Source organism: Caenimonas koreensis DSM 17982, assembly GCF_009646335.1.
In the GTDB taxonomy this organism is placed as follows: Bacteria; Pseudomonadota; Gammaproteobacteria; order Burkholderiales; family Burkholderiaceae_C; genus Ramlibacter; species Ramlibacter koreensis.
The window spans coordinates 94,138-119,757 of sequence record NZ_WJBU01000015.1; the positions used below are offsets into that span (position 1 = coordinate 94,138).

Sequence of the window (25,620 nt, forward strand, 5' to 3'; positions counted from 1 at the left end):
CGAGGAGATTTGATATGAGCATGAGTGATCCCATCGCCGACCTGCTGACGCGCATTCGCAATGCGCAGATGGTGGCGAAGCCCACGGTTTCGGTGCCGTCTTCCAAGGTGAAGGTTGCTATTGCCCAAGTCCTGAAGGACGAGGGTTATATCGACGGTTTCCGCGTCGTGACTGACGCTGGTAAGAGCGAGCTTGAAATCAGCCTCAAGTACTACGCTGGCCGGCCCGTGATCGAGCGCATCGAGCGTGTGAGCCGCCCTGGCCTGCGCGTCTACAAAGGCCGCGATGCCATCCCCCAAGTGCAGAACGGACTTGGTGTGGCTATCGTCACGACGCCGCAAGGTGTGATGACTGATCGCAAAGCGCGCGCTACCGGCATCGGTGGCGAAGTGCTCTGCTACGTCGCCTAAGGCAAGGAACAGCAAAATGTCCCGAATCGGAAAAATGCCCGTCGCCGTGCCGCAAGGCGTCGATGTGGCCATCAAGGAAGACCAGATTAGCGTCAAGGGGTCTGGTGGCAATCTGTCGCTGATCCTGAATGCTCTGGTCAAAATCACGATGGAAGATGGCAAGCTGAGCTTTGTGCCTGCCAACGAGTCGCGTGAAGCGAACGCAATGAGTGGCACGTTCCGCCAGTTGGTCAACAACATGGTGAACGGCGTGACCAAGGGCTTCGAGAAGAAGTTGAGCTTGGTCGGCGTGGGCTACAAGGCTGCAGCACAAAACAACAAGCTGAACCTGACGGTTGGTTATTCGCATCCCGTCAATATTGAAATGCCTGCTGGCATCACGGTGACGACGCCTACACCGACGGAAATCGTCGTGAAGGGCGCCGACCGCCAACGCGTCGGTCAAATCGCCGCAGAGATTCGTGCCGTTCGTCCGCCGGAGCCTTACAAGGGTAAGGGCATCCGTTATTCGGACGAGAAGATCACGATCAAAGAAACCAAGAAGAAGTAAGGAGCAGGCACATGTTGACCAAAAAAGAGCAACGTCTGCGCCGCTCGCGCCAGACCCGCATCCGGATTGCGACGCAAGGAGTTGCGCGCCTGACGGTGAATCGCACCAACCTTCATATCTATGCAACCGTCATTTCAGAAGACGGCAGCAAGGTGATCGCCACCGCGTCGACTGCACAGGCAGATCTGCGCAAGGCGCTCGGCGGTTCCGGCAAAGGCGGCAACACTGCAGCTGCAGCGCAGGTCGGTAAGTTGATCGCTGAAAAGGCGAAAGCTGCCGGCGTCGAAGCCGTCGCGTTCGATCGCGCTGGTTTCCAGTATCACGGCCGTGTCAAGGCGCTGGCCGAAGCCGCTCGCGAAGCGGGCCTGCAGTTCTAACGGACACGAAAGACCATCATGGCAAGAGTTCAGGCAAAACCCCAAGGTGACGGTCCCGAAGACGGGATGCGCGAAAAGATGATCGCGGTCAACCGCGTGACCAAAGTTGTGAAGGGTGGCCGTATTCTCGGTTTCGCCGCATTGACTGTGGTTGGCGACGGTGACGGCAAGGTCGGCATGGGCAAGGGCAAATCCAAGGAAGTGCCGGCCGCTGTGCAGAAGGCGATGGAAGAAGCCCGTCGCAACATGACCAAGGTTTCCCTCAAGAACGGTTCGCTCCACCACACGGTATTCGGCCAGTGGGGTGCTGCCCGCGTCATGATGTCGCCCGCCCCGCGCGGTACCGGCATCATTGCAGGCGGCCCGATGCGCGCCGTGTTCGAGGTGATGGGCATTACCGACATCGTGGCGAAGAGCCACGGTTCGACCAATCCCTACAACATGGTTCGCGCCACGTTCGACGCACTTCGCAATTCCACGACCCCTTCGGCAGTGGCTGCCAAGCGCGGCAAGTCGGTCGAAGACATCTTCGCCGCCTGATTCGGAGAAACGACATGGCTACTCAAAAGAAGACCGTGAAGATCAAGCTGGTTCGCAGCCCGATCGGCACGAAGGCTGACCACCGCGCCACCGTGCGCGGTCTGGGTCTGCGTAAATTGAACAGTGTCAGCGAGCTGGAGGATACCCCTGCAGTGCGCGGCATGATCGACAAGATCGATTACCTCGTGGCAGTAATCTGAGGCACGATATGGAACTCAATACCATCAAGCCGGCTGACGGCGCCAAGCACTACAAGCGCCGTGTCGGTCGCGGCATCGGTTCCGGCCTGGGCAAAACTGCCGGCCGTGGCCACAAGGGCCAAAAGTCGCGTGCTGGCGGCTACCACAAGGTTGGCTTTGAAGGCGGCCAGATGCCGCTGCAACGGCGTTTGCCCAAGCGCGGCTTCAAGTCGCAATCGGCAAAGTACAACGCGGAGATCAGCTTGGCTGCGCTCGAGCGTCTGGGTGCTGCCGAGGTCGACATGCTCTCGCTGAAACAAGCGGGCCTGGTCGGTGAAATGATCAAGAACGTCAAGGTCATCAAGGCTGGCGAACTGACGAAGGCTGTCAAGCTGACTGGCATCAATGCCACGGCTGGTGCCAAGGCTGCTATTGAAGCCGCCGGCGGCAGCCTCAGCTGAGCTGGATGGCTCTGATCAACAGGAAACCCAGTGGCAACTAGCGCAGCACAAATAGCGAAGACCGGCAAGTACGGCGACTTGCGTCGCCGGCTGGTGTTCTTGTTGCTCGCGCTCGTGGTGTACCGCGTCGGCGCGCATATTCCAGTGCCAGGCATTAACCCTGATCAGCTCGCGCAGTTGTTCAAGGGGCAGCAGGGCGGCATTTTAAGTTTGTTCAACATGTTCTCCGGTGGAGCGCTTTCGCGTTTCACGGTGTTCGCGTTGGGCATCATGCCGTACATCTCTGCTTCGATCATCATGCAGTTGCTCACGTACGTCGTGCCGACGTTCGAGCAGCTGAAGAAGGAAGGCGAAGCGGGCCGCCGCAAGATCACGCAGTACACCCGCTACGGAACGTTGGGTCTGGCTCTCTTCCAATCGCTCGGCATTGCGATGGCTCTTGAGGGTTCGGCAGGCCTCGTGATGAATCCTGGGTTCGGGTTCCGCATCAGTGCGGTCGTGAGCCTGACCGCAGGCACCATGTTCCTCATGTGGTTGGGCGAGCAAATTACAGAGCGCGGGCTCGGTAACGGTATTTCCATACTGATCTTCGCCGGCATTGCGGCGGGCTTGCCGAACGCGATTGGCGGTTTACTCGAGTTGGTTCGCACGGGTGCGATGAGCATCCTGGTTGCGATCTTCATTGTGGCGGTCGTTGGCTTGATCACGTACTTCGTGGTTTTTGTCGAGCGCGGCCAACGCAAGATTCTCGTGAATTACGCGCGGCGCCAAGTTGGCAACAAGGTGTATGGCGGGCAGTCGTCACACTTGCCGCTCAAGTTGAACATGGCTGGTGTGATCCCGCCGATTTTCGCTTCGTCCATCATTTTGTTGCCTGCCACGATCGTTAGCTGGTTCTCGTCCGGTGAAAGCATGCGTTGGCTCAAAGACATCGCGGGCGAGCTGGCGCCCGGTCGGCCGATTTACGTCATGCTGTATGCCGGTGCGATTGTGTTCTTCTGCTTCTTTTACACAGCGCTGGTGTTCAATAGTCGTGAAACGGCCGACAACCTTAAGAAGAGTGGCGCGTTCATTCCAGGCATTCGGCCTGGTGAGCAGACCGCTCGCTACATCGACAAGATTCTGGTTCGCTTGACGCTTGCTGGTGCTGTTTACATCACCTTTGTCTGTCTGCTGCCTGAGTTTCTGATTCTGAAGTACAACGTGCCGTTCTATTTTGGGGGCACTTCCTTGCTGATCATCGTTGTTGTGACGATGGACTTCATGGCCCAGGTTCAGAATTACCTGATGTCCCAGCAATATGAATCGTTGTTAAAGAAGGCCAATTTCAAGACATCGCTGGGTGGTTGATTTGGGATGCGGGCTGTTGCGTTCGGACACCTGCAGTGGCAAGTTTTTGAATAGTTGACGCGCTGCAACTTGGCAGTGATTCAGAGTCGTGTTTCGCGCCAGGTAGTTGGCAGAAAGTTTTAGGAGAAAGTCATGAGAGTTTCGGCTTCGGTCAAGAAAATTTGCCGCAACTGCAAGATCATTCGCCGCAAGGGCGTTGTCCGCGTGATCTGTACAGATCCGCGCCACAAGCAGCGCCAAGGCTGATTGCAAGAGATTTAGAGGAAAAAGCATGGCACGTATCGCTGGCATCAATATTCCGCCGCACCAACACGCCGAGATCGGCCTGACGGCGATTTTCGGCATTGGCCGCACCCGCGCGCGCAAGATCTGCGAAGCGACCGGTATTCCGTACGCGAAGAAGGTAAAAGACCTGACCGACGGCGACCTGGAGAAGATTCGCGACGCGATCGGCCAGTTCACCATTGAGGGTGACCTTCGCCGCGAGACGACGATGAACATCAAGCGTTTGATGGACATTGGTTGCTATCGCGGGTTCCGTCATCGCCGTGGCTTGCCGATGCGTGGTCAGCGCACGCGCACAAACGCCCGTACCCGCAAGGGTCCGCGCAAGGCCGCTCAGGCCCTTAAGAAATAATCGGGAAAGAGATAAGTCATGGCAAAAGCTCCCGCCAATAACGCTGCGCAGCGAGTGCGCAAGAAGGTTCGCAAGAACGTGTCCGACGGCGTCTGTCACGTTCATGCATCCTTCAACAACACGATCATCACGATCACCGATCGCCAGGGCAACGCCCTGAGCTGGGCGTCGTCAGGTGGCCAAGGCTTCAAGGGTTCGCGCAAGTCGACACCTTTCGCAGCTCAGGTCGCTTCTGAAGTCGCTGGTCGCGCCGCGATCGAACAAGGCATCAAGAACCTCGACGTCGAAATCAAGGGCCCCGGGCCTGGTCGCGAGTCGTCAGTTCGGGCTTTGGCCGCGCTCGGCATCCGGATCACGTCGATCGCTGACGTGACCCCGGTCCCGCACAACGGTTGCCGCCCTCAAAAGCGTCGTCGTATCTGAAGATTTATTAACCAAGCCCACCGCCGGCAGCGCACGCGCTGTCGGCTCCCGCAGCGACATCGATGATGGACGCCTGCGGCAGATGAAGCAAAGGAAAGCAAAGTGGCACGTTACCTCGGCCCCAAGGCCAAACTCTCCCGCCGTGAAGGCACAGACCTGTTCCTCAAGAGCGCACGCCGCTCTATCAGCGACAAGTCGAAGTTCGATTCCAAGCCGGGCCAGCATGGCCGCACCTCTGGCCAGCGCACGTCCGATTTCGGTCTGCAACTGCGCGAAAAGCAGAAGGTCAAGCGCATGTACGGCATTCTTGAGCGCCAGTTCCGCAAGTATTTTGAAGAAGCTGATCGTCGCAAGGGCAACACCGGTGCAAACCTGTTGTTCATTCTTGAGTCGCGTCTGGACAACGTGGTGTACCGCATGGGTTTTGGCTCTACGCGCGCCGAAGCACGCCAGCTCGTGTCGCACAAGGCCATCACTGTCAATGGCGGTGCCGTCAACATCCCGTCGTACATGGTCAAGACGGGCGATGTCGTAGCCGTCCGCGAAAAGTCGAAGAAGCAAAACCGGGTTGTTGAGGCTCTGCAACTTGCACAGCAGGTCGGCATCCCTGCTTGGGTCGAAGTGAACGCTGACAAAGCCGAAGGCGTCTTCAAGAAGGTGCCGGATCGCGATGAGTTCGCCGCCGACATCAAGGAAGCGCTGATCGTCGAGTTGTATTCGCGTTAACGCTTCACCACGGTGAAGACGAGGCAGCCACGCTGTTTTCGTCCCAGTTTTTTTGTTCCCTCCGCGTGGGGCACCGCGCGCAGGGCACTTCACCAGCCTTACCGGTGTAACGAGCCGGGGGTATTGAGAGGAAGTCCTGAATGCAAACCAACCTGCTGAAACCCAAAGCGATTAACGTCGAACAGCTTGGCACCAACCGTGCCAAGGTCACTCTGGAGCCGTTCGAGCGTGGCTACGGCCATACGCTCGGTAACGCGCTGCGCCGGGTGCTGCTGTCTTCGATGGTCGGCTACGCCGCCACTGAAGTGACTATCGCCGGCGTCCTGCATGAATACTCGTCGATTGATGGTGTGCAGGAAGATGTCGTTTCGATCCTGCTGAATCTGAAGGGTGTGGTCTTCAAGCTCCACAACCGCGATGAAGTCACCTTGTCGTTGCGCAAGGATGGCGAAGGTGTCGTGACGGCTGCCGATATTCAAACGCCCCACGACGTCGAGATCATCAACCCTGACCATGTCATTGCCCACCTTTCCCAAGGTGGCAAGATCGACATGCAAATCAAGGTCGAGAAGGGCCGCGGCTATGTGCCAGGCACGATGCGTCGTTATGCAGACGAGCCCACGAAGTCGATTGGCCGCATTGTGCTCGACGCTTCATTCTCGCCAGTCAAGCGCGTGAGCTACACGGTGGAAAGCGCCCGCGTCGAACAGCGTACCGACCTGGACAAGTTGGTCGTTGAAATCGAAACGAACGGCGCGATCACCGCGGAAGACGCAGTGCGTGCCTCCGCGAAGATCCTCGTGGAGCAGCTCGCTGTGTTCGCGCAACTTGAGGGCAGTGAACTGGCCGCCTTCGACGCGCCGGTTCAGCGCAGCTCGCAACAGTTCGATCCGATCTTGCTGCGTCCTGTGGACGAGCTTGAACTCACGGTCCGCTCGGCGAACTGCCTCAAGGCAGAAAACATCTATTACATCGGCGACCTGATCCAGCGTACAGAAAACGAGTTGCTCAAGACTCCGAATCTGGGTCGCAAGTCGCTCAATGAAATCAAGGAAGTACTTGCCTCGCGTGGCCTCACGCTCGGCATGAAGCTCGAGTCCTGGCCGCCGGCCGGCCTCGACAAGCGTTAATTTTTAAATGAGTGCACCGCGCAGTACCTGATCCGGCTGCGCGTTCATATAAGGAAAGGAAAGCACCATGCGTCACGGCCACGGCCTTCGTAAACTCAATCGCACCAGCGAGCACCGCCTTGCGATGCTGCGCAACATGATGAACTCGCTGCTCCAGCACGAGGCCATCAAAACCACGGTGCCCAAAGCCAAGGAACTGCGTCGCGTCGTCGAGCCGATGATCACGCTCGCCAAGGAGCCGACGCTTTCCAACAAGCGCCTGGCCTTTAACCGCCTGCGCGACCGCGATATCGTGACAAAGCTTTTTGCCGAACTGGGCCCGCGCTACAAGGCGCGCCCTGGTGGTTACACCCGCATCCTCAAGATGGGCTTCCGTGTTGGCGACAACGCACCGATGGCACTCGTTGAATTGGTCGATCGTCCCGCGCCTGTCGATGCTGCTGATGCCCCTACGGCTGAATAAGTAGGCAGGCGCAGTCTATAATCAACACATACCGCGCGATGGAGCAGCCTGGTAGCTCGTTGGGCTCATAACCCAAAGGTCGCAAGTTCAAATCTTGCTCGCGCAACCAAATTCAACGCCCACCTTTCTGGTGGGCGTTTTTTTTCGTCTCGTCAGATGGAGAGCCGCAGATCAAACGACCTATTCGTGATGGGCCAATGCGCTTCTGCACAAGTTCAGAGCTGCCCGAACGTCAATTGGATATGACGTACTGATCAGTCTATGGCACTGACATTTCCTTTTTCCGCGATAGTCGGTCAGGACGAGATGAAGCTGGCAATCCTGGCGACAGTTGTCGATTCCCGCTTCGGGGACGTTCTCGTTATCGGCGATAGGGGCACAGGCAAGTCCACCGTAGCCCGCGTATTTGCCGCCTTGCTCCCGCCCATGCGGACCATCGCGGGATGCCGCTATGGCGGCAAGCCTGATGCGCCAGCCCCCGCATGCCAAGACTGCGACGTGATGCGCTCGGCCTCCAAGGTTGCGCCACGGATTGCACGCGAGCCGGTACCCGTTGTCGATCTCCCCCTAGGCGTCACCGAAGACCGCGTCGTCGGGGCACTGGAGCTGGAGCGCGCTCTGGCGCAGGGCGTGAAGGCATTCGAGCCTGGCCTGCAAGTACGTGCCAACCGGGGCTTTCTCTACATCGACGAGGTCAACCTGCTGGAAGACTACATCGTGGACGTGTTGATCGATGTCGCCGCGTCGGGTGAAAACGTTGTGGAGCGCGAGGGACTCAGCGTGCGGCATCCGGCGCGGTTTGTCCTGGTTGGCAGCGGCAACCCAGAAGAGGGCGAACTGAGACCTCAACTGCTGGATCGATTTGGCCTGTCGGTCGAAGTCAAGACGCCGCACGAACTGGAGGAGCGAATCTAAGTCTTTCGCCTGCGCGACTGCTTCGAACGCGATCCGCAGGCTTTCACGGATCACTGGAAGAAGGAAGTTGAGCGCACCCGCCGCCGGATCGTCGCCGGACGGGGGCGACTCGAGGCAGTCGAAGTGCCGGACTCAGCGCGTGTGAGAGCTACTCAGCTCTGCACCGAACTGGGCACCGATGGCCTGCGTGGTGACCTCACGCTGATTCGCGCTGCGCGGGCACTAGCGGCACTGTAAGGCGACGCCGCAGTGGGTGATGCGCACATTCGGCGCATGGCCGCACCACCCCTGCGCCATCGCCTGCGACACAATCCGTCGATGATGCCGGCTCGACCGTGCGTGTGGAACGCGCCGTGGCGCAGTTGATGGGGCGTTAATGCCTGGAATCCCGTCCGATGCGCTGGGCCCTGACTCGGTCTGGGCGGCTGCGCGCTTGGCGGCGGATCCCGTTGGGCTCGGTGGTGCGGCCTTGCGCACACGTGCCGACTCGGCTCACGCTGCATGGGCCTCGCGATTGCGAGCCTGGCTTCCCGAAACAACGCCTTGGCGCGGCGTGCCTCACTACACCAGTGATGCCGCCCTGCTCGGTGGACTCGACCTCGGCGCCACCCTTCAGGCGGGCAGGCCTGTGGCACAAGCGGGGCTACTTGCATTGACGGACGGCGGAGTCATTGTGCTGCCTACAGCAGAGCGCATGACGGCGAGCCGGGTGGTGCTGCTGGCATCCGTGCTGGCCTGGCGCTTGGAGTCGACTCGTTGCAGGCGCCACTGCAGGCGCAGCGCGTGCGGCCGAAGCGCTCGATGCAAAGACCGAAGTCCAGCAGAAGCATGCAGCTCTCGCGGCGCGGCTTGTGTTGGGTCCGCGTGCTACCCAGGTCCCTGTGCCACCAGATCAGACTGAGTTGCCCGACACACAGCCGAGGCCGCCGAGGCGCCTTCGCCCCAGCAGGAACCGGCGCCGCAAAAACCCGCGGAGCGCGACGACGACAACGCCGTAGGCGATGAACAGGCGCCCAGCGCTGACGCTATCGACGACATGGTGCTAGAGGCCATTCCGGCCGGACTGTTGGCCAGCTTGAAGCTCGACGGTAGCCGCAAAAGCTGCGTGGTTGCCGGCCGCTCAGGTGCCGCGCATCCTCGTCCTACGCGAAGGAAGATGTGGAACCGCTTCTCGCTGACTGCCACGTGCGGCGCAGCCGCGCGGCCGTCATGGCCTTTCGTGGCGCCGGTGCGGAGCTGTTGTTGCCACCGACGCGCTCACTCGCGCGCGCCAAGCGCAGTCTCGCCGATCTGGTGATTGCAACGTCCGTGCTGGACGGGCTGGCGCTGGATTACCGCGGCACTGTGCGCGCAATTCCACCGGGCGACTACTCGCTCAAGCTGCTCCCTGGCCTTTGCCGGATGCTGGCCGTGCGCAACCAGCTCGCTGGCGAGAACCTGCTGTCGCTTGTGGCCTGGTTGCTAGCCGCAGGTGTTGCGCACTCAGCCCTTCTTGACCCAGGAGCTGCAACAGCCGTCGCGTCTGCTTCTTCGACCGTGGCAGCATTGCCTGCGCCATGGCCTTCGTTCCCGCCAGCAGCGAGGTGCCTGCGGCCAGTTGCATGAAGACCACTCTGCGCTTGCTGCCGCTCATGGGCGACTCTCCCGAAAATGAAAAACGGGTGCCGCCGAAACGGCGCCGCAAATGCAGGGGCGTCATCAGGTTGCGTCATTTGTCGCTGGGGCTTGTGCCGTCAGCGCGGCTGTGCTCCTTGATCAGACGCTAACCTACTGCCCGTTGACACTTTTCCGGGCCTGCATAGCACGACGCACGACTGCGGTCAGTTGATCGGGTGCATCGATGAAATAGGCGTCTGTGGGCGGTTCGCCATGCCCGTAACCCCAGCTGACCCAGGCCGCGTGGGCGCCCGCCGCCCGGGCCGCCCCCATGTCGGCGATCGAGTCGCCGACCATCAACAACTCGCCGGGCGCGCGGCCAAGATCGTGCGCGGCCCTGGCAAGCAGCGCCGGCCCGGGCTTGCGGTCTTCGCGGCGATCTGCGCCGTAAACGGCCGTGAGGTACGGCGACAGGTTTGCTGCAGCAATCACTGCACGCGCCAATGCGGTGGGCTTGTTCGTCACGACCACCAGGGGGCACCATGCTGCCAGTTCACGAAGCGCGGCTTCCATGCCCGCATAGACGGTGCCCAACCCAAGTGGCGCGGCAAGCGTCGCGGCGTCGAAGCCTCTGCGCAAGGCAGCGGGATCAGCATGTGCCGTGACATCGCCGCGCGCCCGCATGAAAGCGATGGCCCGGGCGATCAGCGCATCGGGTCCGTCACCGACCCAGCCGCGCACGGCGGCCACGTCGAACGAATCCATCCCACCGAGAAGCCGGGCCTCTCGCAACGCATGGTTCAGTGCATGGGCGATGTCGGGCGCGCTGTCCACCAGCGTGCCATCGAGGTCAAGCGCAACCGCCTTGACGGGGAGCTTCGAGCCGGTCAATCAGGTCTTGCCAGTTACCGGAAGCAGTGCGCCTGTGATGGCGCCCGCAGCATCCGACAGCAGGAATGCAATCGTCTTTGCGATGTCTTCGCCCTTGACCCATCGGCTGTGGTCGGCATCGGGCATGTCGGCGCGGTTTTGGGGTGTGTCGATGGTGCTGGGGAGCACTGCATTGACGGTGATGCCTTGCAGCTTGACCTCATCAGCCAGCGACTCGGTGAACCGCATGACGCCTGACTTCGACGCCGCATAGGGCCCCATGCCGTTTGCACCCTTGAGCGCGCCCATCGCGCCGATATTCACGATGCGCCCGGTGCCTGCGCGCTGCAAGTGCGGCAGCACAGCCTTGGACGCATTCACGCACGTCATCAGGTTGATCGCGAACTGCTGCTGCCACTCCTGCAAGGCGTCGCTGGAGGCGACCGTCTGCCAGCGAAACCCGCCCGCGATATTGACGAGGGCGTCGATGCGGCCGAATCGAATGGCAACTTCATTCATGACACGCGCCACATCGGGCAGCGATGACAGATCGACCTGCCATGCGACCGCGCCCGCAGGAGCTTCGCGCGTCACGACATCCAGCAGTGCGCACTGCGCGCCTTGATGCAGTGCCTCTTGCGTCATCGCACGGCCGAGCTGGCCGAATGCGCCGGTGATGACAACGACTTTGCCAGTGAGTTCCATGTGGAGGGTTGTAGCAGAAGCGGCATTCGAAACACAACCCGGCGCAGGTGCACCTGAGCCTTTGCTGCGAGCTAACTGCTACGTAAGAAGCCGCTAAGGAGCGGCTAATCGCCGCTGCCTACATTCACTTCATCAACAACGCAACGCAAAGGAAACTCATCATGAACCGCAACATCGCTTCCATCCTCGTCGTCACCGCCGCCGCATTCGCTGGCCAGGCCTTCGCCGAAACACCGACGATCGATACGACCAACTTTGTCCCGGTCCAAAGCCGTGCGCAAGTGCAAGCCGACCTCGCCGCCTACAAGCAAGCTGGCGTCAATCCGTGGTCAACGCAGTACAACCCGGTCAAGACATTCCGCAGCACGCAAACACGCGCGCAAGTGACGGCGCAATACATGGCCGATCGTGATGAAGTCGCCGCGACGACTGGTGAAGACAGTGGCTCCGCGTACCTCGCCCAAGGCACGACGAACCATCTTCCTGCCAGCGCCACGCTGGCAGGGGACTTCGTCAAGGTGAACTGAGCGCAGCAAGCGCAAAAGACAAAGCCCGGGTGACCGAGCTTTTTTTTTTTGGGATTTGCCAATGGCAATCCTGGTGCGGCTGGCGGGGATCGAACCCACGACCCTTGGCTTCGGAGGCCAATACTCTATCCACTGAGCTACAGCCGCATTGCGTGATGCGAGCGTGCATTATCCCTGATGCGGGGCGAGCCCCCGAATGCGTGCGACACCCTCAGGGTTTGACCGGGGTGCGCTGGCTATAATCGAAGGTTGATTGCAACAGCCCGCCCAACTCGAGGATGTCATGAGCGATAGCCCGCACGAAGAAGCCCACACCGGCCCGGTCAAGAACCCCAAGCAGCTGCTGATCGCGGTGTTTTTCTCGTTCGTCATTCCGGTGTTCGCGATCATCGGTCTGGTGTACTACGTTGTTTCTGCAAGCAAGCCTGCTGGCCAGGCTACCGCTGATGGCAGGCCGCTGGCAGGCGTCACCACTGACGACCTTGAACGAGCCATCGCAGCGCGCATCCGCAAAGTGGGCTCCGTCGAAATCCGCGACGCGAATCGCCCGCTCAAGCCGGGCGAAGAAGTCTTCAAGGCCCAGTGCACGAGCTGCCATACCGCAGGCGTGGCAGGTGCCCCGAAATTCGCCGACGCCGCCGCATGGGCTCCCCGCATCAAGACAGGCTACGACGCACTGCTGGCTTCGGCCTTGAAGGGCAAGGGCAATATGCCTGCCCAGGCGGGCGGCGATTTCGACGACATCGAAATTGGACGTGCAGTGGCGTACATGGCCAATGCCGCCGGTGCCAAGTTCGCTGAGCCCGACCGGCCCGCTGCAGCCGCCGCCGCATCGGCCTCGGCGCCAGCCGCTGCAGCTGCCGCAGCCCCGGCGGCCACCGCGGCGCCCGCTGCTGCCACCGTTGCCGCAGCTGCCCCTGCGGCAGCCGCCGCCCCTGTCGTCGCTGCCGCAGGCGGCGGCGCTGGCGAAGCGCTCTACAAGCAGGCTTGTGTTGCGTGCCACGGTGCCGGCCTGGCTGGCTCGCCCAAATTTGGTGACAAAGCCGCTTGGGCACCTCGCATCGCTCAGGGCATTCCGGTGCTGGTGACGAACGCGATCAAGGGCAAGAACGCCATGCCCCCCAAGGGCGGCAGCACCGCCTCTGACGCAGACATCAAGGCGGCAGTCGAATACATGGTCAGCGCAGCGAAGTAGTTTCGCTGACTCCAAAAAAAGCCGGTCACTGACCGGCTTTTTTCATGGTGTTGGCGTGGCGTGCCGCTGGGCTCAGGACAAAGCCGAACCTGCAGGCAAGTTCCGTCGAGCGGATCGGCCGCGGTGCCCACTGCCCTGATTCGACGGCGTCTGAAGCTGTCTCCATGTCGAGCGCGTGGACGATGCCGAATCCGATGTCGGTATCGAGAAACAGGCGACCCAGATCATCGAGTACGACGCGCTGCACCCGAGCAGGGCGGCCCGTGTGCGACGTCACCATCCGTTCGTCACCAAGCCGAAACACCAGGGGTGCTGCTTCCAGCTCAACATAAACGCGCTGCGGGCCGTTCTGGAAGAACCACTGACCCTCGCCGTCGCATTCGTAGTTGCGCTGGATGAAGTCAATGAGCTTCTCGTGCGTGAGCAGCGAGCCTTTGCTGGCGGGGAACGGGCCTGCGTGCTGCGTGCGGTCGTCGCGCATGTACCAGTTGCCGCGTGCGTCAAGGCCGAGCCAGCCGAAGCAGTGCGGCACATTCGGCCATTTCGCAATTGCCTGTCGAACAATGTCGTCCATCAGTTCATTATCCCGCCGCACCATAAAAAAACGCCGCATGCGCGGCGTCCTGGAGGGGCATCTCGTGGGATGCCTGCAATGATTCTGATGTTCTGGAGGTTGTCTCCTCGGTCCCTCGTCCGTGACTGACATTCAAGCCCGTCTGCGAGTGCGCAAACTTTAATTGCCGCACTCCTGTAGTGCATCAGGACTTTCCCGCCCCGTGCAGCTTGTGCCTCAACGCGGCAAAAGGGTGCGGCCGCTTGCAAGCGCGCCTGTGGCGTGTCGTTGTGCTGAGCTGCGATGGCGCAGGCCCCGCGCAGGCGTTCATCTGGCATGCAATATGCGACGGCGTGAGCGTTGGGAAACAAACAAGGGGTCGCTTGATGCGCACAGTAGTCACTCGAATCGCGCTGTCCGCTGGTGTGTTGCTCAGCCTGCACTCGGCAGCCTTCAGCCAGCAACCGGCTGCCCCCGCCGCTGCCGCACCCGCCGCCATCGTCGCTGCACCTGCACCCGATCCAACCGCACCGGCTGCTGCCAGCCAGGCAGCGTCTGCACCTGCCGCTGCGCCCGCAGTGGCTCCGGCACCGGCTGCCGCTGCGCCTGCCTCTGCACCGCCGCCGCTCACACGCCCCTCGCTGGTTGCCAACGAAACCATCAACGGCGCAGACACGGCATGGATGATGACCTCCACCGCGCTCGTCCTGATGATGACGTTGCCAGGCATTGCGCTCTTTTATGCCGGCATGGTCCGCAAGAAAAGTGTCATCAACACCATGGCATGCGTCGTCGCCATTACCGGCCTGGTGTCGCTGCTGTGGTTCATTGCCGGCTATTCGTGGGCGTTCACGCCGGGCAATGGCTTCATTGGCAACAGCAGCAGGATGTGGTTCGAAGGTCTCAACTACCTCAAGGATCCTGGCAAGGTGATGGTGAGCCACATCGCGCCGAACATTCCCGAGTCGGTCTATTCGATGTTCCAGCTGACGTTCGCCATCATCACGGCTGCGCTCGTCGTCGGCTCCTTTGTGGAGCGCATGAAGTTCTCCGCGATGCTCTGGTTCGTGGGCCTGTGGTCGCTCCTGGTGTACGCGCCTGTTGCGCACTGGGTGTGGGAGCCGGGTGGCTGGCTCGCCCAGATGGGCGCACTCGACTTTGCAGGCGGCTCTGTCGTCCACATCAACGCCGGCGTGTCGGGCCTGGTCTGCGCGTACTTCCTCGGGCCGCGTCGCGGCTATGGGCGCGAAGCCTTCGAGCCATTTAACCTTGGCCTCACGATGGCCGGTGCCGGGCTGCTCTGGGTTGGCTGGTTCGGCTTCAACGCAGGCTCTGCGGTGGCGTCGGACGGCCGCGCCGGTCTTGCGATGGCCGTCACGCATATCGCTGCGGCTGCAGGTGCCATGTCCTGGATGTTCGGCGAATGGGTGATTCGCGGCAGGCCCTCACTGCTTGGCCTGTGCTCCGGTCTCGTCGCGGGCCTGGTGGCCATCACGCCTGCGTCGGGCTTCGTCACGCCGTCGTCCGCGCTCATCATTGGCACGGTGGCGGGCCTTGCCTGCTACTGGGGTGCAACAGCGCTCAAGCGGCTGCTGCGTGCCGACGATTCGCTCGACGTGTTCGGCGTGCATGGCATTGGCGGCATTGTTGGCTGCATCTTGACCGGCGTGCTGAGCAACAAGGCGATTTCTGGCGTTGAAGGCAGTGTGGTGGTGCAGTTGATCGATGCGGGCGCGGTGCTGCTCTACAGCGGCGTCATGACAGCCATCCTGCTGGTCTTCGTGAGGTTCCTCGTGGGCTTGCGCGTCGATGAGCAGACCGAGCTCACGGGCCTGGACATCGGCCAGCACCGCGAGCGGCTCGCGAACTAGCGCCGCCCCAAGGAGTAAGCCATGCTGGTCAGCCAGAAACTCGCGATTGCCGCCCACTTGCACGTGATGCTGCGCCGCAAGACAGGCCGCGTGACCGATACCGAATGGATGGCCGAAAACCAGGAATACGCGCTGGAGATCGTGAGGTTCGCGCGTGTGAAGGCGGCCGAAGACGGCCACCCGGAATTGCTGGAGTGGGCCGACAAGCTCGAGCGCGCTGCGCTTGAGCCCTCGCCCGTCAAACGGCCCCTGGCGCAGACCGCTGTGCAGCTGCTCAAGGAGCGCAACATCCGGGAAGTGCTGTCGGGCGCGCTGCCGCCGGCGCCAGCACCGGCCGCGGCCCCGGCACCTAATACCGGCTTCAGTCACTCCACCTACAACGACGCTGGCACGGCATCAGGCTTTTCGGAGTCAACCTTGGGCGAAGGCAAGCCCAAGCCGCAAGACCCGGCAGCGCCGAGCTACGTCGGCCGGCTGCGCTGAGCCGTTCGCGCCCCTAGGTTCCTCGCGCGTCGGCGCGGATCCACTCAGCTGCCTTCTCGGCCATCATCAGCGTCGGTGAATTGGTGTTGCCGCTGGTGATGGTGGGCATCGCGCCGGCATCCACCACGCGCAGGCCGGCAATGCCGCGAACGCGGAAGTTCGAATCCAGCACCGCCATCGGGTCCTCGTCGCGACCCATCTTCGTGGTGCCGATCGGATGGAAGATGGTGGTGGCGATATCGCCCGCCAGCCGCGCCAGGTCGTCGTCGGTTTCGTACTGCGCGCCGGGCTTCCACTCGACCGGTTTGTACTTCGCCATCGCAGGCTGGGCGGCAATCCGCCGAGTGACGCGCAGTGAATCAGCGGCGACCTTGCGGTCCGCCTCCGTGCTCAGGTAGTTCGGCGCAATCAGTGGCGCATCTTCGAAGCGGTTGCTGCGGATTTGCACGGTGCCGCGGCTCGTCGGGTTGAGGTTGCACACGCTGGCCGTGAACGCATCGAAGCTGTGCAGCGGCTCGCCAAAGGCATCGAGGCTGAGTGGCTGCACGTGATATTCGAGGTTGGCGTAGGGCATGTCCGGCGAGCTGCGCGTGAATGCGCCAAGCTGGGACGGCGCCATGCTCATCGGCCCTTTGCGCGTGAAGGCGTACTGCAGCCCGATACGGGCCTTGCCCATCCACGAATTTGCGATGGTGTTGAGTGTGGGCACACCGTCGACCTTGAAGACCGCGCGGATCTGCAAGTGGTCCTGCAAGTTGGCGCCGACACCGGGCGAATCGTGAACGACGCTGATGCCGTGCTGGCGCAGCACCTGCGCAGGCCCGATGCCCGAGAGCTGCAGCAGTTGCGGCGAGCCGATGCTGCCCGCGCACGAAATCACTTCCTGCGCGGCGGTGACGGTGATCATCTCGCTGCCTGTCCACACCCGCACGCCGGTGCATCGCTGCGTGCCGTCGGGCTGCTTCTCGATGACCAGGTTGACCGCCTGCGCCGTCGTCCAGAGCTCGAAGTTCGGGCGGCCGTAGCAGGTCGGGCGCAGGAAAGCCTTGGCCGTATTCCAGCGCCAGCCGTCCTTCTGGTTGACCTGGAAGTAGCCGACGCCTTCGTTGTCGCCGCGATTGAAGTCTTCGCTGTGCGGAATGCCCGCCTGCTGCGCGGCTTGCGCGAATGCGTCGAGCACATCCCATCGAACGCGCGCCCGCTCCACACGCCACTCGCCGCCTGCGCCGTGCATCTCGTCGGCGCCCTTGTAGTAGTCCTCGTGCTTCTTGAAGTACGGCAGGCAGTTGTCCCACGTCCAGCGCGCGTCACCGGTGGCGCTGGCCCAGCCGTCGTAGTCGCGCCGCTGGCCGCGCATGTAGATCATTCCGTTGATCGACGAGCAGCCGCCCAGTGTCTTGCCGCGCGGATAGCGCAGCGCACGACCGTTGAGCCCCGCGTCGGCTTCAGTGTTGTAGAGCCAGTCGGTGCGCGGATTGCCGATGCAATACAGGTAGCCCACCGGAATGTGGATCCAGTGGTAGTCATCACGCCGGCCTGCTTCGAGCAGCAGCACACGCGTTTGCGAATCGGACGTCAGGCGATTGGCGATCAGGCAACCCGCCGTGCCGCCGCCGATGACGATGTAGTCGAAGGAGGTGTCGCTCACAGCGAATCAGCCGGTGCGGTCACTCCAGCCGCCGACGGGCCGCCCCTAGGCGGCTGAGCCCCCTCGGGGGGCAGCGCATTACACGAAGTGAAAAGCGTGGGGGCCATTATTTAGCTGTGGGCATGACGAATTCAGCGCCTTTGCCGATGCTCTCGGGCCAGCGCTGCATGATCGACTTTTGCTTTGTATAGAAGCGAACGCCTTCCTCGCCATAGGCATGCATGTCGCCAAACAGGCTCTTTTTCCAGCCGCCGAATCCGTGCCACGCCATCGGCACCGGAATCGGCACGTTGATGCCGACCATGCCGACTTGCACCTGACGCGAGAACTCGCGCGCCACATTGCCGTCGCGCGTGAAGCATGAAACACCGTTGCCGTACTCGTGCGAGTTGATCAGCTCCAGCGCAGCAGCCATGTCTTTGACGCGAACGCACCCCAGCACCGGGCCAAAGATCTCTTCCTTGTAGATCTTCATCTCGGGCGTGACGTTGTCGAACAGCGTGCCACCGATCCAGAAGCCGTTGTCGCAACCGGCACCGGCCTTCGCGCCCTGGAACGCGCGGCCATCAACAACGAGCTTCGCGCCTTCATCGGCGCCAATGCCGATATAGCCCGTGATGCGGCTCGCAGCCGCGCTGCTGATGATCGGGCCCATCTCCGCGTCGAGCTCGACGCCGTTCTTGATCTTCAGCTGCTTCGTGCGGGCTTCCAGCATCGGCATGATGCGGTCGGCTGCATCGCCCACCAGCACGGCGAGCGAGATCGCCATGCAACGCTCACCGGCAGAGCCGAAAGCCGAGCCGATCAACGCATCGACGGCCTGGTCCATGTCGGCGTCAGGCATCACGACCATGTGATTCTTTGCGCCGCCCAGCGCCTGCACACGCTTGCCGTGACGTGCGCCGGTTTCATAAATCTTCTGCGCGATCGCGGTGGAGCCGACGAACGACACGGCCTTCACATCCGGGTGTTCGAGCAGTGCATCGACAGCATCCTTGTCGCCCTGCACGACGTTGAATACGCCGTCGGGCAGGCCCGCTTTTTTCAGCAGCTCGGCCATCATGATCGAGGCCGACGGGTCGAGCGGGCTGGGCTTGAGCACGAAGCAATTGCCCGCCGCAATCGCAACCGGGTACATCCACATCGGCACCATCACCGGAAAGTTGAACGGCGTGATGCCCGCAACGACGCCGAGCGGCTGGCGCATCGTCCAGTTGTCGATGCCGGTCGATACCTGGTCGGTGTAGTCGCCCTTGAGCAGCTGCGGAATGCCGCAGGCAAATTCGACGATGTCGATGCCGCGCGTGACCTCGCCCTGTGCGTCGGTGAAAACCTTGCCGTGTTCGGCAGTGATCGCATGCGCCAGCTTGTCGCGCTCCTGGTTCAGCAACTCAAGGAACTTGAACATGACTCGCGCGCGGCGGATCGGTGGCGTGTCGGCCCAAGCGGGAAACGCGGCTTGCGCAGCGGCAACAGCAGCATCGACTTCAGCGCTGTTCGCCAATGCGACCTTGCCGGTGACGACGCCCGTGGCGGGGTTGAATACATCGGCGGTGCGGCCACTGTGGCCTGCTACCGTGCGGCCATTGACCCAGTGGCCAATCGAAGCGGCCGCGGCTTGCGCGAGGGATTTGTCAGGTGCGTTCATAGTCGTCAGTCTAGTCCAGCCATGCTTTCGGCACGGTCACCGGCATCGTCAACAGGATTTGCGCCATGCCCTTGCCGAGCGGGTCGTTGCGCAGCGATGCCATACCGCCGCCATCGAGGGCGCGCGTGCACACGAAATTCATCGCATGCAGGCCGGGCAGGTCATAGCGGGTCACCGTACCTGTGACCAGGTGCGCCAGCCATTGCGCGACGCGCTCTTCGCTCAATTGCTCGCGAAGCACCGACAACCACTCGGGCTGGCGCGCGATGATGCCGATGTTCGACGTGTCACCCTTGTCGCCGCTGCGGCCCCACGCGAGGCGCACGAGCGGGACTTCAATTTGTTCACCCGTGTCATCCCAGTCTGTCGCGGTAAAGCCTGCGAAGAATTCGGGCCGCTCGGGCGCAGGCACAGCGCGCAAGTCCGCGGCCGGAACAGCAATCGACCGTGCGCTTTCGCCAGTGATCACGCGTGGCTGCACCCGCTGCTTGGACACAAGAAAAGCAAACTGCTTGATGGCGGGCGAGGGCCGCGGCCTGCCATCGGCACCGGTGGTGCCGGGCGACCACGACGTGCCAGCAGGCGCGATCTCTCGCGCGAAGATGTCGAGCGCGGCCTTTTGCGGATGCATCGCGCTCACTCGCAGCACCACTTCACGCACATCGATGCCATTGGCATGCGGCCCGAAGTTGCCCAGCTCACTGCCGAGCAACTCGATCTTTGTGCGGCTGTAATCGGCCAGCCCCGCGCGGCGGAACAGTTCGCGTGTGCGCTCCAGAATGGCTTCGCCGGTGCGCTGCGCCTTTCGCACTGCGTCGATGCCGACGATGGTGAGCTGCGCGCTGCAGCGAAAGCCGTCAAGGTAGGTGGCTGACACTTTGTACGACGGCCCGGGCGCGAGGCCGCGCGCGCCCGTCACGCGAACGCGATGCGCGCCCGGCACCTGCTCGACGCGCACTTCGCTGAAATCGCACGTCACGTCCGGCAGCAGGTAGCGCTGCGGGTCGCCGATCTCGTAAAGAATCTGCTCGCGCACGACGGCGGTGTTCACCAGCCCGCCGGTGCCTGGCGGCTTGGTGACGACGAACGAGCCGTCTGCCGCGCATTCGATCACGGGGTAGCCGATGTGCGGCCAGTCGGGCACGTCTTCCCAGTCGGTGTGCAGGCCGCCCGTGGCCTGGCAGCCGCATTCGATGATGTGGCCGGCGAGGCTGCCTTGCGCGAGCAGCGCGTAGTCGTCCGCCTGCCAGCCGAATTCGTGCATCAGCGCGCCGAGTGTGACGGCGCTGTCAACGCAGCGGCCCGTCACCACGATCTGGGCGCCGTCGTCCAGCGCCTCTTTCACGGGCAGTGCGCCGAGATAGGCGTTGGCCGTGAGCAGGTGTTCGGGCAAGGCCGTGCCGCTTTGCATCTCGACCGTGCCTTCTTCGCGCAACTGCGCAGCGAGCGGCAGCACGTCGTCGCCCACGACCACTGCAACCTTGATGCTCACGCCCAGTTGCGTGGCCAGCGCTTCGATCGCCCGGGCGCACGCCTTGGGGTTCACGCCGCCCGCATTGCTGATCACGCGGATGCCCTGCGCGGCGACATCTTTCAGGATCGACTTGAGCGTGACGGAAACGAAGTCGGTCGCGTAGCCCAGCTCGGGATCTTTGGCGCGCGCCGCCGCCAGGATCGACATCGTCAGCTCGGCCAGGTAGTCAAAGACGAGGTAGTTGACCTGGCCGTGCTGCACCAGCTGCGGTGCGCCTACGCTGCTGTCGCCCCAGAAGCCCGACGCGCCGCCGATGCGCACGACCTTGCCCGCTGCTTTTGCGCTGTTCATGTCACTCGCCCTTCCACTCGGGCTTGCGCTTTTGCTGGAACGCGGCCTGGCCTTCACGCGCATCGTCCGTGAGCGTGAAGAGCGCGATCTGGCTTTCGGTGAACGCGACGGATTCCTCGAACGCCATCGTCTCGATCTTTTTCATGGTGTACAGCCCGCGCCGGATTGCCGCCGGTGATTTGTCGAGCATGCGCTGCAAGAGCCATTCCAGTTTGGCGTCCACGTCATCGTCGACGTAGTTCACCAACCCATAGTCAAGCGCTTGCGCAGATGTAATGGGCTCACCGGTGATGCACATCTCGGCCAGGCGCCGGCGGGGAATGAGGTGCTGCAGCACCGACAGCACCTGCGCCGGGAACACGCCGACTTTCACCTCGGGCAGGCCGAAGACAGCGTGTGTCGAGGCCACGGCCATGTCGCACATCGCGAGCAGGCCCATGCCGCCAGCCATGCACGCGCCATTCACGCGCGCAATCAACGGCACGTTGCTCGCCTTCGCGCGGCGCAGCAGCTGCGCCAGGTGTGCATACGGCTGTGAATAGTCGGAAACGAAGGCCTTCGCGGCTTGCAGATCGGCGCCCGAGCAGAAAGCCTTGGTGCCCGCGCCCGTGATGACGATCGCTCGCACGGTGCGGTCGGCCTGGGCCATGTCGATGGCGCTCGCGACGCCAGCCACAACGCCGTGGCTCATCGCATTGCGGCGCTCTTCACGCTGGATGGTCAGCCACAGCACCGGGCCGCGTCGGTCGACGCCAAGCTCGGGCAGGCCAGCAGGCTCAGTCATGCCGTCTCCTTGCAGGTGCTTCGTTTATACCCGGCGTGCCAGCGGGCACCGTGTCACCGCCGCACCACGGAAGGCAGCTCGCGGCGCGGATTCCACCTTGCGCGCGCTGGTGTGCAGTTACGATCACACACTCTTTCTCCCGCATGCCTTTTCCATCCATGGCCGATTCGACGCCCCGCATCGAGCAGCAGCCTGCACAAGGGGATGGGCGCGTGCGCATTGCAGGCGACTGGACGGCCGGCAGTTTCGCCCGGCCCGGCCTCGTGAAGTCGCTGGAGGCTGCGCTCGACGCGGCTGCGCGTGCCGCCAAGGGCTGGGACCTGGCCGGGGTCACGCACCTTGACCACGTGGGCGCGCAACTGCTTTGGGACCACTGGGGCCGCAAGTGGCCCGAGACCATTGACCTGCCTGCGCACCAGCGTGCAGTGCTCGAGCGAGTCGCCAAGTTCACGGTGCAGCCGCCGCCACCCAAGAAGAGGTCATTGCGCAGCATTTACCTCGGCTTCGGCGAGTCGTTGCTCCATGTGGGCGACCACCTGAAGTCGATGCTCGCGCTCATCGGGCAGCTGGCCTTGAACCTGGGCAAACTCGCCCGTGCGCCACATGAGGGGCCGTGGCGCGATGTGTCTGGCAATCTCTATCGCATTGGGGCGACGGCGCTGCCGATTACCGCACTGGTGGGCACGTTGATTGGCGTGGTGCTGGCGTACCTGACTTCGCAGCAGCTCAAGCAGTTCGGCGCCGATGCGTTCATCGTCAACATCCTGGGCGTTGCGCTCATTCGAGAACTGGGCCCGATGCTCGCCGCCATCCTGATCGCCGGGCGCTCCGGTTCGGCCATCACGGCGCAGATCGGCGTGATGCGCGTGACAGATGAGCTCGACGCCATGAGCGTGATGGGCATCTCGCACAGCTTCCGGCTCGTGATGCCGCGCGCCATCGCGCTGGCAATAGCCATGCCGCTCATCAGCACTTGGACAACGCTGTGTGCGTTGGCGGGTGGCATGTTCGCGGCAGATATTTCGCTGGGAATCACGCCGACGTTTTTCATGAACGCGCTGCCGCAGGCCGTGCAGTTCAACACCCTGGTGCTGGCCGTGAGCAAGTCGGTGGTGTTTGGCTTTTTGATCGCGCTGATCGGCTGTCACTTCGGCCTTCGCGTCAAGCCCGATACGCAGAGTCTGGGTGAAGGAACCACAGCCTCTGTGGTCACGTCGATCACGGTCGTGATCCTGGTCGATGCGCTCTTTGCGGTCGTGTTCAAGGACGTGGGGATCTGATGGACGAATTCGTTCCCAGCGAACTGCCCGCCACCGGCGAAGCGATGGTCGAGATCCGCAAGCTGTGGAGCGTGTTCACGACGCCCGAGCGGACGTTCACCGTGCACCAGGATCTGGACCTCACGGTACAGCGCGGCGAGGTGCTGTCCATCGTCGGTGGCTCGGGCACGGGCAAAACGGTGTTGCTGCGCCAGATACTGGGCCTTGAAAAGCCGTCCAAGGGCGAGATCCGCGTGCTCGGCCAGCCGGTGGAGCAACTCGGCGCGCGGGGTGCGGCCAGCCGCGTGGGCATGCTGTTCCAGCACGGCGCGCTGTTCTCGGCATTCAGCCTGCTCGAGAACATCATGTTCCCGCTGCGCGAGCTCAAGGAGCTGCCCGCCGGGCTGATTCGCGAAGCGGCGATGGTCAAGCTGCAGATGGTCGGGCTCAAGCCCGACGACGCCGACAAAATGCCGGCCGACCTGTCGGGCGGCATGATCAAGCGGGCTGCGCTGGCGCGGGCGCTGGTGATGGACCCGCCGCTGCTATTGCTCGACGAGCCCACGGCTGGGCTCGACCCCGACAGCTCCGACGGTTTTGTGACGCTGCTGCGATCGCTGCACCGCGACATGCAGCTGACGGTGATCATGGTCACGCACGACCTGGACACGCTGTTCGAGTTGTCCACACGCATTGCGGTGCTGGCTGACAGGAGAGTCATCGTCAATGACTCGCCCAAGGAAGTCATTGCCTTCCAGCATCCGTTCATTCACGAGTTTTTCCTCGGCGAACGCGGCCAGCGCGCAATGGAGCTGTTGCGCGAATATCCGTTTGCCGTGTAGAAAGGGCCACAGATGGAAAACAAAGCTCATGCACTTGCAGCTGGTATCTTCGTTGTCGCGGTGACGGCGCTGCTGGTCATGCTGGCAGCCTGGCTCACGCGCGACACGGGCGAGCGCGACACTTACGAGATTTCCACGCGTGAGACGGTGTCGGGCCTGCAGTCGCAGGCGGCAGTGCGTTATCGCGGCGTCGATGTGGGCAAAGTCTCGGCGATCAGCTTTGACCCGAAGGCCGTTGGCAACGTGCTCATTCGCCTTGAGGTCGATCACGAAGCGCCTGTGACCACGGAGACGTTTGCACAGCTGAGCTATCAAGGTGTGACGGGGCTGGCCTTCGTGCAACTCGACGACAGCGGCAAGGCAGCCAAGCGGCTTGGGCCCGACAACGCCAATCCGCCGCGCATTCCGCTGCGCCCGAGCCTGCTGTCGAAGCTGTCGTCACGCGGCGAAGAGATCCTCGACAAGGTGGAAAAGGCCGTGACGCGCGTCAACCAGGTGCTCGACGAGCCGAACCAGAAGAAGTTCGCCGTGATGCTCGACAACCTTGGCATCGCTGCGGGCGATGCGAGCCAGCTCGCCAGGCGGCTGGACAACACGGTCACCAAGGGCGTGGACCCTGCCATCGCCGAAGCGCGCACGACGATGAAGTCGTTGCAGGGCACTGCCGATGAAGTGGGCAAGACCGCTGCGGACTTCGGCAAGACCGCGCGGCGCCTGAATGAGAAAGACGGGCCGATCGACCGTATTGCACAAGGTACGGAGTCACTGTCGCATGCGGCCGACTCGTTCAACGCCTCGACGCTGCCACGCGTCAACCGCGTGACTGAAGACACCTCGCGTGCCGTGCGCCAGCTCGGCCGCGCGGCCAACAGCATTCGCGACAATCCACAGTCGCTGATTTACGGCAACGGGCCGGTCGAGCCCGGGCCGGGTGAGCCAGGCTTCACGCCACCGGGGAGCGGGAAATGAGCGAAATGAGCAAGACCACCAACTCGGTCGCTGGCGGGTTGGAGACTGTGACGAAACTCGTTGCGATCGCCTGTGTTGCGTTGCTCGCGGCCTGTGCGACGCCTGACAAGCCGACGCGCGCCACGGTCTATGACTTCGGCCCGGGCGTCGCTTTCGGGGCGCCGACTGCCTCGACCACGCAGCCAGCGCTCGTGCTCGGCGACATCGACGCCACCGGTGCGCTGGACAGCAACTCGATCAACTATCGGCTGGGCTATGCCGATGAGAACCAGCTGCGCCCGTATTCGCAGGCGCGCTGGAGTGCGCCGCCGCCGCAGCTGATCCGCCAGCGCCTGCGCGAGCAGTTGGGCCGTGAGCGCGCCATCCTGGACTTGAACGAAAGCGCTGCGCTCGCACGAGCTGCCGGTGTGCAGCCGCGCGTGCTGCGGGTGGATCTTGAGGAGTTTTCGCATTTCTTTGAATCAGCTGCACAGAGCTATGGCTTGATTCGCCTGCGCATCACGCTGATGGAGAACACGGCGGGCGGGGAGCGCCTGGTGGGGCAGCGAACAGTGGTGGCCCGTGTACCCGCGGCAACCCCCGATGCAAGCGGCGGCGTGAAGGCCATGACGGCAGCGACGGACGCTGCGTCGCTCGACATCGCCAAGTGGCTCGCGCAGCAGCGCTGAGCCAGCCGGATCTCCA

General features: G+C 62.7%; 31 protein-coding genes and 2 tRNA genes. 25 read left to right on the top strand and 8 right to left on the bottom strand.

The genetic code is table 11. The features are described 5' to 3' along the window. The first annotated feature begins 14 nt into the window (after positions 1–14). From rpsH to GHT07_RS15880, 17 genes are all read left to right on the top strand, one after another. The gene (gene rpsH, locus GHT07_RS15805; RefSeq protein ID WP_153586075.1) at positions 15–410 is read left to right on the top strand and encodes a 30S ribosomal protein S8; all 396 of its coding nucleotides are present in this window, start codon (positions 15–17) and stop codon (positions 408–410) included. Between the two features lie 16 nt (positions 411–426). Further along, entirely contained in the window at positions 427–960 is a 534-nt protein-coding gene (gene rplF, locus GHT07_RS15810; RefSeq protein WP_153586076.1) for a 50S ribosomal protein L6, read from the top strand. An 11-nt stretch (positions 961–971) separates the two neighbouring features. Then, the gene (gene rplR / locus GHT07_RS15815) at positions 972–1,337 is read left to right on the top strand and encodes a 50S ribosomal protein L18 (protein ID WP_153586077.1); all 366 of its coding nucleotides are present in this window, start codon (positions 972–974) and stop codon (positions 1,335–1,337) included. Positions 1,338–1,355: 18 nt separating this feature from the next. Then, a complete protein-coding gene (gene rpsE / locus GHT07_RS15820; protein WP_153586078.1) occupies positions 1,356–1,877 on the top strand; it encodes a 30S ribosomal protein S5 in 522 nt (173 codons plus the stop codon). A 14-nt stretch (positions 1,878–1,891) separates the two neighbouring features. Continuing rightward, complete coding sequence (gene rpmD, locus GHT07_RS15825) at positions 1,892–2,077, top strand: 50S ribosomal protein L30 (RefSeq protein ID WP_153586079.1); 186 nt, start codon at positions 1,892–1,894, stop codon at positions 2,075–2,077. An 8-nt stretch (positions 2,078–2,085) separates the two neighbouring features. Further along, positions 2,086–2,517, top strand: coding sequence for a 50S ribosomal protein L15 (rplO, locus tag GHT07_RS15830; RefSeq protein ID WP_153586080.1), 432 nt, complete (start codon positions 2,086–2,088; stop codon positions 2,515–2,517). 30 nt (positions 2,518–2,547) lie between these two features. Then, positions 2,548–3,867 (top strand): preprotein translocase subunit SecY, encoded by a 1,320-nt coding sequence (gene secY, locus GHT07_RS15835; RefSeq protein WP_323740967.1) that lies wholly within the window; start codon positions 2,548–2,550, stop codon positions 3,865–3,867. Between the two features lie 132 nt (positions 3,868–3,999). After that, the gene (gene rpmJ / locus GHT07_RS15840) at positions 4,000–4,113 is read left to right on the top strand and encodes a 50S ribosomal protein L36 (protein WP_011481465.1); all 114 of its coding nucleotides are present in this window, start codon (positions 4,000–4,002) and stop codon (positions 4,111–4,113) included. A gap of 25 nt (positions 4,114–4,138) precedes the next feature. Further along, the gene (gene rpsM, locus GHT07_RS15845) at positions 4,139–4,504 is read left to right on the top strand and encodes a 30S ribosomal protein S13 (protein WP_153586081.1); all 366 of its coding nucleotides are present in this window, start codon (positions 4,139–4,141) and stop codon (positions 4,502–4,504) included. A gap of 18 nt (positions 4,505–4,522) precedes the next feature. Beyond that, positions 4,523–4,927, top strand: coding sequence for a 30S ribosomal protein S11 (gene rpsK / locus GHT07_RS15850; RefSeq protein ID WP_013902952.1), 405 nt, complete (start codon positions 4,523–4,525; stop codon positions 4,925–4,927). Positions 4,928–5,029: 102 nt separating this feature from the next. Further along, positions 5,030–5,653 (top strand): 30S ribosomal protein S4, encoded by a 624-nt coding sequence (rpsD, locus tag GHT07_RS15855; protein ID WP_323740969.1) that lies wholly within the window; start codon positions 5,030–5,032, stop codon positions 5,651–5,653. Positions 5,654–5,793: 140 nt separating this feature from the next. Continuing rightward, positions 5,794–6,783: a DNA-directed RNA polymerase subunit alpha gene (locus GHT07_RS15860; protein ID WP_013902950.1), complete on the top strand. Its 990-nt coding sequence runs from the start codon at positions 5,794–5,796 to the stop codon at positions 6,781–6,783. A gap of 67 nt (positions 6,784–6,850) precedes the next feature. Next, positions 6,851–7,246, top strand: coding sequence for a 50S ribosomal protein L17 (gene rplQ, locus GHT07_RS15865; protein ID WP_153586082.1), 396 nt, complete (start codon positions 6,851–6,853; stop codon positions 7,244–7,246). Between the two features lie 32 nt (positions 7,247–7,278). Next, positions 7,279–7,355, top strand: a tRNA-Met gene (locus GHT07_RS15870). 197 nt (positions 7,356–7,552) lie between these two features. After that, positions 7,553–8,161 carry an ATP-binding protein gene (locus tag GHT07_RS21540; protein ID WP_228488377.1) on the top strand — a complete coding sequence of 203 codons (609 nt, stop codon included), beginning with the start codon at positions 7,553–7,555 and terminating at the stop codon, positions 8,159–8,161. 141 nt (positions 8,162–8,302) lie between these two features. Beyond that, entirely contained in the window at positions 8,303–8,398 is a 96-nt protein-coding gene (locus tag GHT07_RS21760) for a hypothetical protein (protein WP_323740970.1), read from the top strand. Positions 8,399–9,319: 921 nt separating this feature from the next. Continuing rightward, positions 9,320–9,766 carry a hypothetical protein gene (locus GHT07_RS15880; protein WP_153586083.1) on the top strand — a complete coding sequence of 149 codons (447 nt, stop codon included), beginning with the start codon at positions 9,320–9,322 and terminating at the stop codon, positions 9,764–9,766. A 162-nt stretch (positions 9,767–9,928) separates the two neighbouring features. On the opposite strand, the gene GHT07_RS15885 is transcribed toward GHT07_RS15880, so the two are convergent. Together GHT07_RS15885 and GHT07_RS15890 are read right to left on the bottom strand one after the other, a co-directional pair. After that, positions 9,929–10,648, bottom strand: a complete 720-nt coding sequence (locus GHT07_RS15885) for an HAD-IA family hydrolase (protein WP_153586084.1) — start codon at positions 10,646–10,648, stop codon at positions 9,929–9,931. After that, positions 10,649–11,332, bottom strand: coding sequence for an SDR family NAD(P)-dependent oxidoreductase (locus tag GHT07_RS15890; RefSeq protein WP_153586085.1), 684 nt, complete (start codon positions 11,330–11,332; stop codon positions 10,649–10,651). A 161-nt stretch (positions 11,333–11,493) separates the two neighbouring features. On the opposite strand from GHT07_RS15890, the gene GHT07_RS15895 reads away from it, so the two are divergent. Then, positions 11,494–11,859 carry a DUF4148 domain-containing protein gene (locus tag GHT07_RS15895; RefSeq protein ID WP_153586086.1) on the top strand — a complete coding sequence of 122 codons (366 nt, stop codon included), beginning with the start codon at positions 11,494–11,496 and terminating at the stop codon, positions 11,857–11,859. A 71-nt stretch (positions 11,860–11,930) separates the two neighbouring features. Here GHT07_RS15895 and GHT07_RS15900 read toward each other — a convergent pair. Next, positions 11,931–12,006 (bottom strand) — tRNA-Arg (locus GHT07_RS15900). A gap of 136 nt (positions 12,007–12,142) precedes the next feature. Here GHT07_RS15900 and GHT07_RS15905 point away from each other — a divergent pair. Beyond that, complete coding sequence (locus GHT07_RS15905; protein WP_153586087.1) at positions 12,143–13,054, top strand: c-type cytochrome; 912 nt, start codon at positions 12,143–12,145, stop codon at positions 13,052–13,054. Positions 13,055–13,079: 25 nt separating this feature from the next. Here the strand turns inward: GHT07_RS15905 and GHT07_RS15910 are convergent, their stop codons facing one another. Then, on the bottom strand, positions 13,080–13,628 hold the full coding sequence (locus tag GHT07_RS15910) for a DUF2946 family protein (RefSeq protein ID WP_153586088.1): 549 nt from the start codon (positions 13,626–13,628) through the stop codon (positions 13,080–13,082). Between the two features lie 365 nt (positions 13,629–13,993). On the opposite strand from GHT07_RS15910, the gene GHT07_RS15915 reads away from it, so the two are divergent. Together GHT07_RS15915 and GHT07_RS21550 are read left to right on the top strand one after the other, a co-directional pair. Further along, on the top strand, positions 13,994–15,478 hold the full coding sequence (locus GHT07_RS15915) for an ammonium transporter (RefSeq protein WP_153586089.1): 1,485 nt from the start codon (positions 13,994–13,996) through the stop codon (positions 15,476–15,478). A gap of 21 nt (positions 15,479–15,499) precedes the next feature. Then, positions 15,500–15,961, top strand: coding sequence for a hypothetical protein (locus GHT07_RS21550; protein WP_228488378.1), 462 nt, complete (start codon positions 15,500–15,502; stop codon positions 15,959–15,961). 13 nt (positions 15,962–15,974) lie between these two features. Here GHT07_RS21550 and GHT07_RS15925 read toward each other — a convergent pair whose 3' ends face one another. From GHT07_RS15925 to GHT07_RS15940, 4 genes are all read right to left on the bottom strand, one after another. Then, a complete protein-coding gene (locus tag GHT07_RS15925; protein ID WP_323740971.1) occupies positions 15,975–17,609 on the bottom strand; it encodes a GMC family oxidoreductase in 1,635 nt (544 codons plus the stop codon). Between the two features lie 106 nt (positions 17,610–17,715). Beyond that, a complete protein-coding gene (locus tag GHT07_RS15930; protein ID WP_153586090.1) occupies positions 17,716–19,257 on the bottom strand; it encodes a CoA-acylating methylmalonate-semialdehyde dehydrogenase in 1,542 nt (513 codons plus the stop codon). Positions 19,258–19,267: 10 nt separating this feature from the next. Next, entirely contained in the window at positions 19,268–21,082 is a 1,815-nt protein-coding gene (locus GHT07_RS15935; protein ID WP_153586091.1) for an acyclic terpene utilization AtuA family protein, read from the bottom strand. Between the two features lies 1 nt (position 21,083). After that, positions 21,084–21,866 carry an enoyl-CoA hydratase/isomerase family protein gene (locus GHT07_RS15940; RefSeq protein WP_153586092.1) on the bottom strand — a complete coding sequence of 261 codons (783 nt, stop codon included), beginning with the start codon at positions 21,864–21,866 and terminating at the stop codon, positions 21,084–21,086. Positions 21,867–22,009: 143 nt separating this feature from the next. Between GHT07_RS15940 and GHT07_RS15945 the strand changes: the two genes are divergently transcribed. The 4 genes from GHT07_RS15945 to GHT07_RS15960 are packed head-to-tail and all read left to right on the top strand — an operon-like array spanning position 22,010 to position 25,604. After that, positions 22,010–23,146, top strand: coding sequence for an MlaE family ABC transporter permease (locus GHT07_RS15945; protein WP_153586093.1), 1,137 nt, complete (start codon positions 22,010–22,012; stop codon positions 23,144–23,146). Then, positions 23,146–23,967 carry an ABC transporter ATP-binding protein gene (locus GHT07_RS15950; protein ID WP_194792962.1) on the top strand — a complete coding sequence of 274 codons (822 nt, stop codon included), beginning with the start codon at positions 23,146–23,148 and terminating at the stop codon, positions 23,965–23,967. Before GHT07_RS15945 ends, GHT07_RS15950 begins: the two co-directional genes overlap by 1 nt. Before the next feature lie 12 nt (positions 23,968–23,979). Then, the gene (locus tag GHT07_RS15955) at positions 23,980–24,936 is read left to right on the top strand and encodes an MlaD family protein (protein ID WP_153586094.1); all 957 of its coding nucleotides are present in this window, start codon (positions 23,980–23,982) and stop codon (positions 24,934–24,936) included. 5 nt (positions 24,937–24,941) lie between these two features. Beyond that, positions 24,942–25,604 (top strand): ABC-type transport auxiliary lipoprotein family protein, encoded by a 663-nt coding sequence (locus GHT07_RS15960; protein WP_153586095.1) that lies wholly within the window; start codon positions 24,942–24,944, stop codon positions 25,602–25,604. The last annotated feature ends 16 nt before the right edge of the window (positions 25,605–25,620 follow it).

Coding starts and splice junctions, on each gene's coding strand:
- rplR (WP_153586077.1), top strand. CDS start 972: ATGTTGACCAAAAAAGAGCAACGTCTGCGCCGCTCGCGCCAGACCCGC.
- GHT07_RS21540 (WP_228488377.1), top strand. CDS start 7,553: ATGAAGCTGGCAATCCTGGCGACAGTTGTCGATTCCCGCTTCGGGGAC.
- rpmD (WP_153586079.1), top strand. CDS start 1,892: ATGGCTACTCAAAAGAAGACCGTGAAGATCAAGCTGGTTCGCAGCCCG.
- GHT07_RS15930 (WP_153586090.1), bottom strand. CDS start 19,257: ATGAACGCACCTGACAAATCCCTCGCGCAAGCCGCGGCCGCTTCGATT.
- GHT07_RS15940 (WP_153586092.1), bottom strand. CDS start 21,866: ATGACTGAGCCTGCTGGCCTGCCCGAGCTTGGCGTCGACCGACGCGGC.
- GHT07_RS15960 (WP_153586095.1), top strand. CDS start 24,942: ATGAGCAAGACCACCAACTCGGTCGCTGGCGGGTTGGAGACTGTGACG.
- rplQ (WP_153586082.1), top strand. CDS start 6,851: ATGCGTCACGGCCACGGCCTTCGTAAACTCAATCGCACCAGCGAGCAC.
- GHT07_RS21550 (WP_228488378.1), top strand. CDS start 15,500: ATGCTGGTCAGCCAGAAACTCGCGATTGCCGCCCACTTGCACGTGATG.
- GHT07_RS15945 (WP_153586093.1), top strand. CDS start 22,010: ATGCCTTTTCCATCCATGGCCGATTCGACGCCCCGCATCGAGCAGCAG.
- GHT07_RS15890 (WP_153586085.1), bottom strand. CDS start 11,332: ATGGAACTCACTGGCAAAGTCGTTGTCATCACCGGCGCATTCGGCCAG.
- GHT07_RS15955 (WP_153586094.1), top strand. CDS start 23,980: ATGGAAAACAAAGCTCATGCACTTGCAGCTGGTATCTTCGTTGTCGCG.
- rplO (WP_153586080.1), top strand. CDS start 2,086: ATGGAACTCAATACCATCAAGCCGGCTGACGGCGCCAAGCACTACAAG.
- GHT07_RS15910 (WP_153586088.1), bottom strand. CDS start 13,628: ATGGACGACATTGTTCGACAGGCAATTGCGAAATGGCCGAATGTGCCG.
- rplF (WP_153586076.1), top strand. CDS start 427: ATGTCCCGAATCGGAAAAATGCCCGTCGCCGTGCCGCAAGGCGTCGAT.
- GHT07_RS15935 (WP_153586091.1), bottom strand. CDS start 21,082: ATGAACAGCGCAAAAGCAGCGGGCAAGGTCGTGCGCATCGGCGGCGCG.
- rpmJ (WP_011481465.1), top strand. CDS start 4,000: ATGAGAGTTTCGGCTTCGGTCAAGAAAATTTGCCGCAACTGCAAGATC.
- rpsE (WP_153586078.1), top strand. CDS start 1,356: ATGGCAAGAGTTCAGGCAAAACCCCAAGGTGACGGTCCCGAAGACGGG.
- rpsK (WP_013902952.1), top strand. CDS start 4,523: ATGGCAAAAGCTCCCGCCAATAACGCTGCGCAGCGAGTGCGCAAGAAG.
- rpsH (WP_153586075.1), top strand. CDS start 15: ATGAGCATGAGTGATCCCATCGCCGACCTGCTGACGCGCATTCGCAAT.
- GHT07_RS15860 (WP_013902950.1), top strand. CDS start 5,794: ATGCAAACCAACCTGCTGAAACCCAAAGCGATTAACGTCGAACAGCTT.
- rpsM (WP_153586081.1), top strand. CDS start 4,139: ATGGCACGTATCGCTGGCATCAATATTCCGCCGCACCAACACGCCGAG.
- GHT07_RS15905 (WP_153586087.1), top strand. CDS start 12,143: ATGAGCGATAGCCCGCACGAAGAAGCCCACACCGGCCCGGTCAAGAAC.
- GHT07_RS15915 (WP_153586089.1), top strand. CDS start 13,994: ATGCGCACAGTAGTCACTCGAATCGCGCTGTCCGCTGGTGTGTTGCTC.
- GHT07_RS15950 (WP_194792962.1), top strand. CDS start 23,146: ATGGACGAATTCGTTCCCAGCGAACTGCCCGCCACCGGCGAAGCGATG.
- GHT07_RS15895 (WP_153586086.1), top strand. CDS start 11,494: ATGAACCGCAACATCGCTTCCATCCTCGTCGTCACCGCCGCCGCATTC.